Source organism: Pseudomonas sp. 2995-1, assembly GCF_002742505.1.
Taxonomy (GTDB): Bacteria; Pseudomonadota; Gammaproteobacteria; order Pseudomonadales; family Pseudomonadaceae; genus Aquipseudomonas; species Aquipseudomonas sivasensis.
The window spans coordinates 290,741-303,307 of the sequence record NZ_LJSA01000332.1; the positions used below are offsets into that span (position 1 = coordinate 290,741).

Genomic DNA, 12,567 nt, shown 5'->3' on the forward strand with positions numbered 1-12,567 from the left:
CTTTAAGGGTTATTGGCCGGGCGCGGTCTGGCGCCAGGCTTGGGATCGGCGCAGCGCGCCACGTGAGGCCCACGCCAGCAGCAGCGAGACGCCGGCCGAGGTGAACAGGATCAGGGTCGACATGGCCGCCGCGCCGCCCACATTGCCGGCGTCGTCCATGTTCAACACGGCGACGGCGGCGAGGATGGTGTCGGGGCTGTAGAGAAAGATCGCGGCCGATACGGTGGTCATCGCCGACACAAACAGGTAGCGCACGATGTCCAGCAGCGCCGGCAGGCAGATCGGCACGGTTACGCGCAGGTAATGACGGTACAGCGGCGCCTTGAGCGACAGCGCGGCGGCTTCAAACTCGGCGTCCAGCTGGCGCAACGCGGTGGTGGCGGTCATCTGCGCAGTGGTCAAATAGTGAGCAATGGTGCACACCACCAGCAGGGTCATGGTCCCGTAGAACACGTGCAGCGGGTTGCCGTTGAGGTTGAAGAAGAACACGTAGCCCAGGCCCAGCACCAAACCCGGCACGGCCATCGGGACAAAGCTGAGCATGCGCAGCGCCAGGTTCAGGCCCTTCTGACCTTTGGTTTTTTCCATCAGATAGGCGCCGGTGAAGATCAGCACACTGCCAATCAGTGCTGTGCACAAGGCCATGCGCAGGCTGTTGCGATAGGCCAGCCAGCCGCCGCCCGCCGTGTCTTCAAACTGGTAGTGGTTCAGCGACAGCGACAGGTTGTACGGCCAGAATTTCACCAGCGAGGAGTACACCGCCATGCCGAACACCAGCAGCAACACGGCGCAGATCAGTAGGACGATGGCCAGGTAGCAGCCATCCCTTACCCGCGATGGCGTGGGCTGGAACACCTGGGCACGGCCACTCATGGCGTCACCATGACGCCGGCGCAACCACGCATCCACGCCAAAACTGAACAGCGCCGGCAGTAGCAACACCATGCCGATCAACGCGCCGCGACCGAATTGTTGCTGGCCGACCACCGCCTTGTAGGCTTCCAACGCCAGCACCTGGTAATCACCACCGACCACCACGGGCACGCCGAAGTCGGTAATGGTCAAGGTGAACACCAGGCAGAATGCGGCGAACACCGCCTGGCGCGTGGCCGGCCAGGTGATGCTGCGAAACGCCCGTGCCGGGCTGGCGCCCATGCTAGAGGCGGCATCGAACAGCCGCGCATCCGCCAGGGACAGCGCCGACAGCAGGATCATCAACGCGTGCGGGAAGGTGTAGATCACTTCCCCGAGCACAATCCCCCAGAAGCCGTAGATGTTGTCCGAAAGCAGCCCGCGCAGCATGCCCTGATTACCGAACAGATAAACCAGCGCAATGCCCGGCAGCATCGACGGTGCCATCAACGGCAGCAGCGACAGGCCTCGCCAGATCGCCTTGCCTGGAATCAACGTGCGTTGCAGCGCGTAGGCAAACAGGTAGGCCAGCGGTACGACGATGGCCGCCACGCTGAGGGAGACTTTCAGGCTATTGCCCAGCAGCCAGTGGAAGTTCTCGCTGGTGATTAAATCCCGAGCGGCCACAAGGCCACCGCCCTGCCCGGCCTCGCTGCTAAAGCCGCGCCAGAAGATCGCCAGCAGCGGCATCAACACGGCAACACTAAGCAGGCACAGCCAGAGCAGTTTGCCGCCGAGCACAAAAATACGGTCGCCGGTTTCGGCGCGGGAAACTTGCCGCGGCAGGGTCATGACAGCGGCCATCTCAGGCAAACACCTGCAGGCTGCGCGGCGGCAAGGCGACCCAGATGTCTTGGGCGCCCAGGCGCGGCATCGCCTCCGGGGCCAGTTCAGCCAGCAGCGGGTGGCCAGGCAGTTGGTCCAGTTCAAAGCTCATGCGGCAGCGGTTGCCGAGGAAGGTAATCTCGCGGACCTTGGCCGCGAACAGGTTTTCTTCATGCACTGGCGGGTTGACGCTGATGGCTTCCGGTCGGCAGAACAGGCGGCCGGACGTGGCCACACCGGCATCCTCGGCCAAGCGCATGTTCATCCCGCCGACCTGGGCATGGCTGGCACTGTTGCGGCTGAACGGCAGCCAGTTGCCCTGGCCGACAAACTCCGCCACGAACGGCGTGGCCGGGCGGTCGTAAATTTCTTGGGGCGTGGCGTATTGCTCGACCTTACCGTTGTTCATTACGGCAATACGGTCGGCCATCAACATGGCTTCGTCCTGGTTGTGGGTGACCATCAGCGTGGTGATGCCCAAGCGCCGTTGCAGCTGGCGCAGCTCGGTGCACAGGTGCTCACGCACGCGGGCGTCGAGGGCGGACATGGGTTCGTCCAGCAGCAGTAACGAAGGGGCCGGCGCCAAGGCGCGGGCCAGGGCAACGCGCTGCTGTTGGCCGCCGGACAGCTGGCCGGGGTATTTCTTTTCGCTGCCGACCAGACCGACCAGTTCCAGCATCTGCCCGACACGCTGGCGCACTTCATCGCGACCACTGCCGGTGAGGCCGTAGCCGATGTTCGCTTCGATGGTCAGGTTGGGAAACAGCGCGTAGGACTGGAACAGAATGCCGTAGTCCCGCGCCTGAGGTGGCAGCAGGGAAACATCGCGATCACCCAGGTAAAGTTCGCCGCTGTCCTGGCGCTCCAGGCCGGCGATGCAACGCAGCAAGGTGGTCTTGCCGCAGCCAGACGGACCCAGCAGACACACCAGCTCGCCGGCGGCGACGTCCAGGGACACGTGGTCCAGCGCGGTAAAGGCGCCGAAGCGTTTCTGGATACCGCGCACTTTCATTGGCGCGCCGGGTTGGGTCAGGACTGTGTTCATGGTGGCACCTCATCGAACTGATGAAGGCCATGCTAGGCGGGCAATGCGTCCCTCTTGTGGCAAAAAGGCAAAAGGGAGTGATAGTGGTATTGGTGGATTTGTGTAGGTGATTTGGAGGGGTGTGCCTGGTTTACCGCAATCGGGGGCAAGCCCCCTCCCACATTTTAATCTGCGAACACATCCCAAGTGTGGGAGGGGGCTTGCCCCCGATTGGCCCTCAAGGCAGCCACCAAACCTCTAAATTGGCGACATTTCCTGCGCCAACCCTAGAAACGCCGCCGGCAGGCGAGCGCCTTTTCGTTCTTTGAGGCAGTACAGGTACTCCAGAATCTGCGGCGCATTCTCAATGGTCAACACCCGCAACTGCGGATCATGGGGCACTTCCTGTCGAGCAATGATGCTGATACCGATATTGCGCAACACCGCCTCCCGGATTGACTCGCGACTGCCGATCTCCAGCAACGGCCCATAGCTCACCCCAGCACCCTGCAGCATTTCCTCGGTAAGCCGTCGGGTGGTGGAACCTGCTTCGCGCATCAATAAGGTGTGTCCGGCCAGGGCAGTCAATGGCACATGATCAAGCTTGGCCAGGGGATGATTGCGATGCACCGCCAACACCAGAGGATCAGTGCCCAATACGCGGCGGATCAGGCGCGGGTCTTCCAGCAACTGCGAAGAGGCGGCGACGTCTACGCGGTAATCGTCCAGCGCTTCGAGTACCTGCTGAGAATTGCCGATGTCCACCGACACCTCCACATGGGGCAGGCGTTCGCGAAAGGCTTTGACCAGGTCGAGGATGTAATACGGCGCTGTCGCGGCAATGCGCAAAGCGCCCTGGAGTTGACCACTGTTGCGCAGGAAAAACTCGATGTCCGCTTCCTGCTGCAACAACGCCTTGACCATCGGCAGCAACCGGGCGCCGTCGTCACTGACCGTGAGGCGGCGACCACCGCGGTAGAACAGCTCAACGCCGTACTGGCTTTCCAGGTTGCGGATCTGGGTGGTGACTGTGGGCTGGCTCAGGCCGAGTTTTTTCGCCGCCTGGGTAATGCTGCCCAGGCGGGCGACCATAAAAAACGCCTTCAGCTCAGCACTCAGCACACCGCCCTCTCATCGTTTATTTGCGCAACAGGCGCAGGCCATTGAACACCACCAGCAGGCTCACGCCCATGTCGGCGAAGACCGCCATCCACATGGTGGCCATCCCCAGGAAAGTGACCGCGAGGAAGATCGCCTTGATCACCAGCGCCAGGGCGATGTTCTGCTTGAGGATACTCGACGTTTGCCGCGACAAACGAATGAATGCCGGGATCTTGCGCAAATCATCGTCCATCAGCGCCACGTCGGCAGTCTCGATGGCAGTGTCGGTACCGGCGGCGGCCATTGCAAAACCGATCTCTGCGCGGGCCAGGGCCGGGGCGTCGTTGATGCCGTCGCCGACCATACCCACCCGGTGGCCTTGGCCGTAGAGGGTTTCGATGGCTTGCAGTTTGTCGGTGGGCAACAGGTCGCCTTGAGCCTGGTCGATGCCGACCTGGGCCGCAATCGCCTGGGCGGTGTGGGTGTTGTCGCCGGTGAGCATCAGGGTTTTGATGCCCAACTCGTGCAATTGCTGAATGGCCTCGCGACTGCTGTCCTTGACGGTATCGGCCACGGCGAACAGCGCCAGGGGGCCGGACTTATCGAGCAGCAACACCACGGACTTTCCTTGCTTCTCCAGCGCGAACAGCTTTTCTTCCAGCTCAGGCGAGCACAGGCCGAGGTCTTCCACCAGACGGTGGTTACCCAGGTGGTAAGTCTCACCCTTGATATCGCCGCGCACACCACGACCGGCCAGGGCTTCGAAGTTATCCACAACGTGCACCGGCAGGTTTTTATCCACAGCCGCATTCGCAATGGCCAACGACACCGGGTGGTCAGAACGCCCAGCCAAACTGGCGGCGAGGGCCGGTGCGCTGTCCTCGACGTTTGGGAACAACGCCAAGTAATCGGTCTGCACCGGTTTGCCGTGCGTGATGGTGCCGGTCTTGTCCAGCGCCAGGTAGTCGAGCTTGTAACCACCCTCCAGGTACACGCCGCCCTTGATCAGGATGCCTTTGCGCGCCGCCGCCGCCAGGCCGCTGACGATCGTCACCGGAGTGGAGATCACCAACGCGCAGGGGCAGGCAACCACCAGCAGCACCAGGGCGCGGTAGATCCAGTCGAACCAGACACCGGCCATGAACAGCGGCGGAATAATCGCTACACCCAAGGCAAACAGGAAGACGGCCGGGGTGTAGACCTTGGAAAAACTGTCGACGAAGCGCTGGGTCGGAGCCCGTGCGCCTTGTGCTTGCTCGACGGCGTGGATGATCCGCGCCAGTGTGGAGTTATTGGCCGCTGCCGTGACTTTGTATTCCAGGGAGCCGGCTTGGTTAATGGTGCCGGCGAAGACTTTATCGCCCACAGTTTTTTCAATCGGCAGGCTTTCCCCGGTGATCGGCGCCTGGTCGATGGTGGATTGACCTGCGGTGACTTCACCGTCCAGGCCGATGCGCTCGCCGGGTTTAACCCGGACGATGGCGCCCAGTTCGATGCTTTTAACCTCCTGCTCAACCCAGTTACCGTCGGCCTGCTGCACCGTGGCCTGCTCCGGGGTCATCTGCATCAAGCCGCTGATGGCATTGCGCGCACGGTCCAGGGACTTGGCTTCAATCAGCTCGGCGACGGTGAACAGGAACATCACCATGGCGGCTTCCGGCCACTGGCCGATCAGGATCGCGCCCGTCACGGCGATGCTCATTAAGGCGTTGATGTTCAGGTTGAGGTTCTTCAGGGCGATCCAGCCCTTTTTATAGGTGGTGAGGCCGCCGCTGAGAATCGACACCAGCGCCACGAGGGCAATGACCCACGTCGGCGCGGCATTCGTGAAGTGCAGCACTTCGGCGCCCAACGCACCGACGCCGGACAAAGCCAACGGCCACCAGTGTTTTTTGGCAGGCGGTTCGGCAGCCGGGGTACCTTCCTCGATCGGGTCGGCCTGCATGCCCAAAGACTTGATGGCATCGATGATCGGCGCGGTACTCGGCAAGTCGTGGGTGACGCCGAGGATGCGGTTGATCAGGTTAAATTCCAATTGCTGCACACCCGCCAACTTGCCCAGTTTGTTCTGGATCAGCGTTTGCTCGGTGGGGCAGTCCATGGCTTCGATGCGGAAGGTGCTGAGGCGCGAGCCGGCGGTGGGCGCTTCGCTCAATTGCACCAACTCGGGTGCTGGAGTGCCGGAACAGCAGGCACCACCGTGGCCGTGGTTATGCACAGGCGTGAGTTTCTTAGGGCCATGATCATGATCGTGATCGTGATCGTGTTTATGCGGGGTGTGGATGGAGTCGCTCATTCGGTCGCGTCCGTAAAGGTGCCTGTTGCCAAGTAAAGGCCCTGTAGCCACTATAGGGTCAAGCACCCATTTGGAGATTGCTGCGATGAAGATCGGCGAATTGGCCAAACTGACTGACTGTCAGGTGGAAACCATCCGTTATTACGAGAAAGAAGGCCTGCTGCCGCCGCCGGCGCGCACCGACGCCAACTACCGCGTGTACACCCAGGCGCACACCGAGCGGCTGATCTTTATCCGCAACTGCCGCAGCCTCGACATGACCCTCGAAGAAATCCGCAGCCTGCTCAGCCTGCGCGACAGTCCACAGGACCAATGCGAAAGCGTGAATGCGTTGGTCGACGAGCATATCCACCATGTGAAAGCGCGGATCGACGGGCTATTGGCGTTGCAGGTGCAGTTGCTGGACTTGCGCCAACGCTGTGGCGGCGGGGATCACTGTGGGATTTTGCAGCAGTTGGAGGTCAGCGGGAGTATGCAGGCCAGCGAGGCTGAGCCCTCACATGTAGGCAGAAGCCACGGCCATTAAACGGGCCAAATGTGAGAGGGGGCTTGCCCCCTCCCACATTGGACGGCGTCAGACGCTAGATAGCGACATCGGCCTTGATGCTTGGATCAGCGTCATAGCCCACAATCTCAAAATCTTCGAACTTGTAATCGTAGATCGACGCCGGCTTACGCTTGATCACCAACTCCGGCAGCTTCTTCGGCGTACGCGCCAGCTGGGTCCGGATCTGTTCCATATGGTTGCTGTAGGCATGGGTATCGCCAGTGGTGACGATGATCTCGTGAGGGATCAAGTCGCACTGTTGCGCCAACATATGGGTGAGCAACGCCAGGGCAGCGGTGTTGTACGGCAGACCAAGGAATACGTCGGAGCTGCGGATGTACAACTGCATCGACAGATGGCCGTCATGCACGAACGCCTGGTACAGCAGGTGGCACGGTGGCAGAGCTTGTTTGCCGTTGCGCGCGTTTTCCTGTGGGCTCTTGGTTTCGTCCGGCAGGTATTCGACGTTCCAGCCGTGGAACAGAATGCGACGGCTGTTGGGGTTGGTCTTGAGCGTGTGCACCATGTAGTCGATCTGGTTGATCGTGCCGCCGTCTTTGGTCGGCCAGGCAGTCCACTGCTCGCCGTAGACCGGGCCCAGGTCGCCGTCTTCGGTGGCCCATTCGTCCCAAATCTTCACGCCGTTTTCGTTGAGCCACTTGATATTGGTGTTGCCGCTCAACATCCAGATCAGCTCATTGGCGATGCTTTTAAAGTGAAGCTTCTTGGTGGTCAGCAGCGGGAAGCCGTCGGCCAAGTTATGCCGATACTGACGGGCGAACACGGCCTTGGTGCCGGTGCCGGTGCGATCGCCCTTGGTCAGGCCATTGGTCACGACGTCGTTCAGTAGTTCGAGATATTGCTTCATGTAAGTACCCGTATCGTTGAAGCCGGAGCCCGCACGCAGGCCCCGGCATTCGAATTTAAAGCGCGGTGTTCTTCAGCGGCTGCGGGCGATTGTACGCCCACCACAGCAGGCCCAGACCCACGAGGATCATTGGGATGCTCAACACCTGACCCATGGTCAGCCAGCCCCACGCGAGGTAGCCCAATTGCGCATCCGGCACACGTACGAATTCGACGATGAAACGGAAGATGCCGTAAAACAGCGCGAACATGCCGGAAACGGCCATGGTCGGGCGTGGTTTGCGCGAGAAAATGTACAGAATGAGGAACAGTGCCACACCTTCCAGTGCGAACTGGTATAGCTGCGACGGATGGCGCGGCAGTTGTGCCGGGTCGCTGAACGGCGGGAACACCATGGCCCACGGCACGTCGGTCGGCTTGCCCCAGAGCTCGGCGTTGATGAAGTTACCGATACGCCCGGCGCCCAGGCCAATCGGCACCAGCGGCGCAACGAAGTCCATCAGTTGGAAGAACGACTTGCCATTGCGGCGGCCGAACCACCAGGCAGCAATCATTACGCCGATAAACCCGCCGTGGAACGCCATGCCGCCCTTCCACACTTCGAAAATCAGTGTCGGATTGGCGATGTAGGCGGACAGATCGTAGAACAGCACATACCCCAGACGCCCGCCGACGATGACCCCCATGGACAGCCAGAAGACCATGTCGGAGAGTTTCTCCTTGGTCCAGGTCGGGTCGAAACGGTTCAGGCGGCGGGAGGCCAGCAGCCAGGCGCCGCCGATGCCGATCAGGTACATCAACCCGTACCAGTGGATTTTCAGCGGACCGATGGCCAGAGCCACCGGGTCGATCTGCGGGTAAGGCAGCATTGCGACTCCTCGTTAAATCATGCGTTATGGCGACCGGACCATGCCCGGGCGCGATTAAGTCTGCGTTACAGCAAAAAGTTTAAGCCTACGCAAAACAGCAAGCCGGCGAACAACCGCTTGAGCAACCGCGGCGACAACCGATGCGCCAGGCGTGCGCCAAAGCGGGCAAACACCATACTGGTCAGGGCAATGCCCAGCAGCGCCGGTAAATACACGAACCCTAGACTATGAGCGGGCAACAGCGGGTCATGCCAGCCCAGAATCATGAAACTTAATGCACTGGCCAGGGCAATCGGCAGGCCACAGGCGGACGAGGTGGCCACCGCCTGTTGCATCGGCACGCTGCGCCAGGTCAAAAACGGCACGGTCAGCGAGCCGCCGCCGATGCCGAAAATGGCCGAAGCCCAGCCAATCACCGTGCCTGCCAGGGTCAGGCCGACCTTGCCTGGCACCGTGCGACTGGCCTTGGGCTTGACCTCCAGGGCCAGTTGCACGGCGATGATCAGCGCGAACACGCCAATGATCTTCTGCAAATGCGGACCGGAAATCGCCTCGGCGGTCAGCGCACCGAAACCTGCACCGATCAGGATGCCCACGGTCATCCACACAAAGATCGGCCAACGCACCGCGCCACGTCGGTGGTGCTCACGCACGGCATTGACCGAGGTAAAGATGATCGTCGCCAAGGATGTGCCTACGGCCAAGTGAGTCAGCACCTGCGGGTCGAAGCCCTGCAAGGTGAAGCTGAACACCAGCACCGGCACGATAATGATCCCGCCGCCCACGCCAAACAGCCCGGCGAGTACACCCGCACAGGCGCCCAGCAGCAAATACAGCAGAAATTCCATGGGAGCCCCCGAATCAAGTCCGGCATGTTAACGGATGGAAGGCATGCGGCCCAACTGGATACGATGGAACACCGCTGCCGGTGTGGGTAGAGTGGCAAAAAACACAAAAGGGAATCGCCTGATGTGCCTGATTGTTTTCGCCTGGCGGCCGGGCCACGCCCAACCGCTGATCGTCGCGGCCAACCGTGACGAGTTCTATGCCCGCCCCAGTCTGCCGCTGGCCCAGTGGCCGGACGCGCCCGAAATCTATGCCGGTCGCGATCAGGAAGCAGGCGGCACTTGGCTTGGCGTGAATGCCGATGGGCGATTTGCTGCCCTGACCAATATCCGTGATCCCCACCAGCCGCCGGCACGAAAGTCACGCGGCGAACTGGTCGCGCGGTTTCTCAGTGGTTCACTGCCCATTGACGACTACTTGGCCGACGTTAACGGCCGATCGATTGAATACGCCGGGTTTAACCTGCTGGTGGGCACGCGGGATGAGTTGTGGCATTACAACGCCAATCACACCGAGCCCACGCAGTTGAAAGCGGGCGTGTACGGGTTATCCAACGCAGGGCTGGATACGCCTTGGCCGAAACTGCTTAAGGCCAAAGCCGCGCTGAGTGAGTTGCTGAACAATCCGCAACCCGAAGCGCTACTGGAGATTCTGAGCGATCCGCAGATCGCGCCCTTTGCTGAGTTGCCGGATACCGGCGTGGGGTTGGCGACTGAAAGCCTGTTATCGAGCGTATTTATCGCCAGCCCAAGTTATGGAACACGGGCGAGTACGGCGCTGATTGTAAATGCCGATGGCACGCGGCGGATGGTGGAGCGTAGCTTTGGGCCCCATGGTGGCCGACTCGGGGAAGTCGAACTCACGCTCTAGACACACCACAAAACCAATGTGGGAGGGGGCTTGCTCCCGATGGCAGTGTGTCAGTCAGAATATCTGGTACTGACACACCGCCATCGGGAGCAAGCCCCCTCCCACATTTTTGATCGCCGCCAGGCGTTAGAGAGTCTTGGCAGAGGCCGGATTGATCATCCGTGTCAGCCCAAGGTTCTTCAGCGCCAATTGCAGCGAGCTGTGGATAACTTGCGGGTTGTCGATGGTCATCAACTCCGCCAGCAGATCCTTGGCCATACTCAGCTCGACTTGGCGCAACATCCACTTCACCTTCGGCAAGTTGGTGGCGTTCATCGACAGGCTGTCAAAGCCCATCGCCATCAACAGCACCGCCGCCGCCGGATCACCAGCCATTTCACCGCAGATGCTCACCGGCTTGCCTTCGGCATGGGCGTCGCGCACTACGTGTTGCAGCGCTTGCAGCACCGCCGGGTGCAGATAGTCGTAGAGATCGGCTACCCGTGGGTTGTTGCGGTCCACGGCCAGCAGGTATTGGGTCAGGTCGTTGGAGCCGACCGACAGGAAGTCCACCTGCCGCGCCAGTTCTTTGGCCTGGTACACCGCCGCTGGAATTTCGATCATGACGCCAATCGGCGGCATCGGTACGTCAGCGCCTTCGTCGCGCACCTCGCCCCAGGCGCGGTGGATCAAATGCAGCGCCTCCTCCAGCTCATGAGTGCCGGAGATCATCGGCAACAGGATGCGCAGGTTGTTCAGACCTTCGCTGGCCTTAAGCATGGCGCGAGTCTGTACGAGGAAAATTTCCGGGTGGTCGAGCGTGACGCGAATGCCGCGCCAGCCGAGGAAGGGGTTGTCTTCCTTGATCGGGAAATACGACAGCGACTTGTCGCCGCCGATGTCCAGGCTGCGCATGGTCACCGGCAACGGGTGGAAGGCTTGCAGTTGCTCGCGATAAATCGCCAGCTGCTCCTTCTCACTCGGGAAACGCTGGTTGATCATGAACGGCACTTCCGTGCGGTACAGCCCCACGCCCTCGGCGCCGCGCTGCTGCGCCCGGGCCACGTCGGCCAGCAGTCCGGTATTCACCAACAGCGGTACGCGGTGACCATCAGTGGTCACGCACGGCAACTCGCGCAATGAATCCAGGCCCAGCGCCAGTTGTTTCTCTTCTTCCACCACTTCGGCGTATTGCTTGCGCAGCACGTCGCTGGGGTTGGTGAAGACTTCACCACGATGGCCATCGACGATCATGTCGATGCCATCGACCTTGGAGTACGGCAGGTCCACCAGGCCCATCACCGTCGGAATGCCCATGGCGCGGGCCAGGATCGCGACGTGGGAGTTACCCGAACCGAGAACCGAGACCAAGCCCACCAGTTTGCCTTCCGGCACTTCGCCGAGCATGGTGGCGGTCAGTTCTTCACTGATCAGGATGGTGTTGTCGGGGTAGACCAGGTTGGTAGTGCGGTCTTCCTGCAGGTAAGCCAGCAGACGGCGACCCAGGTCGCGCACATCCGAGGCACGCTCGCGCAGGTAGGCGTCGTCCATCAATTCGAAACGGTTGACGTGATCAGTGACCACTTGGCGCAGTGCGCCCTGGGCCCATTGACCGGTCTTGATCACGGTTTTGACTTCGTTCCCGAGGGACGCGTCGTCGAGCATCATCTGGTAAACGTCGAACAGCGCACGTTCTTCAGGGCGCAGCTGGGTGGCCAGCTTTGTCGACAGGTTGCGCATGTCGGCGCGCACGCCTTCCAAGGCGGTCTTGAACAGTTTGATTTCGGCGTCGATGTCGTTGACGGTCTTGTCCGGCACCACATCGAGGTCGGCCGGTGGCAGCATGACCACCGCCGTACCGACGGCAGCACCCGGCGAACCCGGTACGCCGACGAACTTGGCTTCCTGGATGCCCTTGCCCTGACGGCCCAGGCCGCGAATCGAACCCGTGGCCTCGGCGTGGGCAATAACCCCGGCGAGCTGCGCGCTCATGGTCACGAGGAAGGCTTCTTCACCTTCGTCGAACTGGCGGCGTTCTTTTTGCTGGATGACCAACACGCCGACAACGCGGCGGTGGTGAATGATCGGTGCGCCGAGGAATGACGCGTAGCGCTCTTCGCCGGTTTCGGCAAAGTAGCGATAACGCGGGTGATCGGCCGCGTTTTCAAGGTTGAGGGGTTCTTCACGCGTCCCCACCAGGCCCACCAGACCTTCATTGGGCGCCATGCTGACTTTGCCGATGGAGCGCTTGTTCAAGCCCTCCGTGGCCATCAGCACAAAACGGTTGGTCTCTGGGTCCAGCAGGTAAACCGAGCAGACCTGGCTGCCCATGGCTTCCTTGACGCGCAACACAATAATCCCCAACGCCGCCTTGAGATCCTTGGCGGAGTTAACTTCCTGGACGATCTTGCGCAGCGTATTGAGCATGGCT

General features: G+C 61.2%; 10 protein-coding genes. 2 read left to right on the forward strand and 8 right to left on the reverse strand.

What is annotated here, in order from left to right:
- Positions 1 to 9: 9 nt before the first annotated feature.
- From AOA61_RS10325 to AOA61_RS10340, 4 genes are all read right to left on the reverse strand, one after another.
- Complete coding sequence (locus AOA61_RS10325) at positions 10 to 1,716, reverse strand: putative 2-aminoethylphosphonate ABC transporter permease subunit (RefSeq protein ID WP_099601709.1); 1,707 nt, start codon at positions 1,714 to 1,716, stop codon at positions 10 to 12.
- Position 1,717: 1 nt separating this feature from the next.
- A complete protein-coding gene (locus AOA61_RS10330; RefSeq protein WP_032884191.1) occupies positions 1,718 to 2,782 on the reverse strand; it encodes a putative 2-aminoethylphosphonate ABC transporter ATP-binding protein in 1,065 nt (354 codons plus the stop codon).
- Positions 2,783 to 3,019: 237 nt separating this feature from the next.
- The gene (locus AOA61_RS10335; protein ID WP_099601710.1) at positions 3,020 to 3,883 is read right to left on the reverse strand and encodes a LysR family transcriptional regulator; all 864 of its coding nucleotides are present in this window, start codon (positions 3,881 to 3,883) and stop codon (positions 3,020 to 3,022) included.
- A gap of 16 nt (positions 3,884 to 3,899) precedes the next feature.
- Positions 3,900 to 6,158, reverse strand: coding sequence for a heavy metal translocating P-type ATPase (locus AOA61_RS10340; RefSeq protein WP_032884194.1), 2,259 nt, complete (start codon positions 6,156 to 6,158; stop codon positions 3,900 to 3,902).
- Positions 6,159 to 6,243: 85 nt separating this feature from the next.
- Here AOA61_RS10340 and cadR point away from each other — a divergent pair, with 85 nt between their 5' ends.
- Entirely contained in the window at positions 6,244 to 6,684 is a 441-nt protein-coding gene (cadR, locus tag AOA61_RS10345; protein WP_032884195.1) for a Cd(II)/Pb(II)-responsive transcriptional regulator, read from the forward strand.
- Between the two features lie 55 nt (positions 6,685 to 6,739).
- On the opposite strand, the gene AOA61_RS10350 is transcribed toward cadR, so the two are convergent.
- The 3 genes from AOA61_RS10350 to AOA61_RS10360 form a co-directional block, all read right to left on the reverse strand.
- Complete coding sequence (locus AOA61_RS10350) at positions 6,740 to 7,573, reverse strand: thymidylate synthase (RefSeq protein ID WP_015886389.1); 834 nt, start codon at positions 7,571 to 7,573, stop codon at positions 6,740 to 6,742.
- Between the two features lie 55 nt (positions 7,574 to 7,628).
- Complete coding sequence (gene lgt, locus AOA61_RS10355; RefSeq protein ID WP_032884196.1) at positions 7,629 to 8,441, reverse strand: prolipoprotein diacylglyceryl transferase; 813 nt, start codon at positions 8,439 to 8,441, stop codon at positions 7,629 to 7,631.
- Between the two features lie 65 nt (positions 8,442 to 8,506).
- Positions 8,507 to 9,289 carry a sulfite exporter TauE/SafE family protein gene (locus AOA61_RS10360; RefSeq protein WP_032884198.1) on the reverse strand — a complete coding sequence of 261 codons (783 nt, stop codon included), beginning with the start codon at positions 9,287 to 9,289 and terminating at the stop codon, positions 8,507 to 8,509.
- A 121-nt stretch (positions 9,290 to 9,410) separates the two neighbouring features.
- Between AOA61_RS10360 and AOA61_RS10365 the strand changes: the two genes are divergently transcribed.
- On the forward strand, positions 9,411 to 10,157 hold the full coding sequence (locus tag AOA61_RS10365; RefSeq protein WP_099601711.1) for an NRDE family protein: 747 nt from the start codon (positions 9,411 to 9,413) through the stop codon (positions 10,155 to 10,157).
- A gap of 126 nt (positions 10,158 to 10,283) precedes the next feature.
- Here the strand turns inward: AOA61_RS10365 and ptsP are convergent, their stop codons facing one another.
- Positions 10,284 to 12,563 carry a phosphoenolpyruvate--protein phosphotransferase gene (gene ptsP / locus AOA61_RS10370; protein ID WP_032884201.1) on the reverse strand — a complete coding sequence of 760 codons (2,280 nt, stop codon included), beginning with the start codon at positions 12,561 to 12,563 and terminating at the stop codon, positions 10,284 to 10,286.
- Positions 12,564 to 12,567 lie beyond the last annotated feature (4 nt).

Coding starts and splice junctions, on each gene's coding strand:
- AOA61_RS10330 (WP_032884191.1), bottom strand. CDS start 2,782: ATGAACACAGTCCTGACCCAACCCGGCGCGCCAATGAAAGTGCGCGGT.
- AOA61_RS10350 (WP_015886389.1), bottom strand. CDS start 7,573: ATGAAGCAATATCTCGAACTACTGAACGACGTCGTGACCAATGGCCTG.
- AOA61_RS10325 (WP_099601709.1), bottom strand. CDS start 1,716: ATGGCCGCTGTCATGACCCTGCCGCGGCAAGTTTCCCGCGCCGAAACC.
- AOA61_RS10365 (WP_099601711.1), top strand. CDS start 9,411: ATGTGCCTGATTGTTTTCGCCTGGCGGCCGGGCCACGCCCAACCGCTG.
- lgt (WP_032884196.1), bottom strand. CDS start 8,441: ATGCTGCCTTACCCGCAGATCGACCCGGTGGCTCTGGCCATCGGTCCG.
- AOA61_RS10340 (WP_032884194.1), bottom strand. CDS start 6,158: ATGAGCGACTCCATCCACACCCCGCATAAACACGATCACGATCACGAT.
- ptsP (WP_032884201.1), bottom strand. CDS start 12,563: ATGCTCAATACGCTGCGCAAGATCGTCCAGGAAGTTAACTCCGCCAAG.
- AOA61_RS10360 (WP_032884198.1), bottom strand. CDS start 9,289: ATGGAATTTCTGCTGTATTTGCTGCTGGGCGCCTGTGCGGGTGTACTC.
- cadR (WP_032884195.1), top strand. CDS start 6,244: ATGAAGATCGGCGAATTGGCCAAACTGACTGACTGTCAGGTGGAAACC.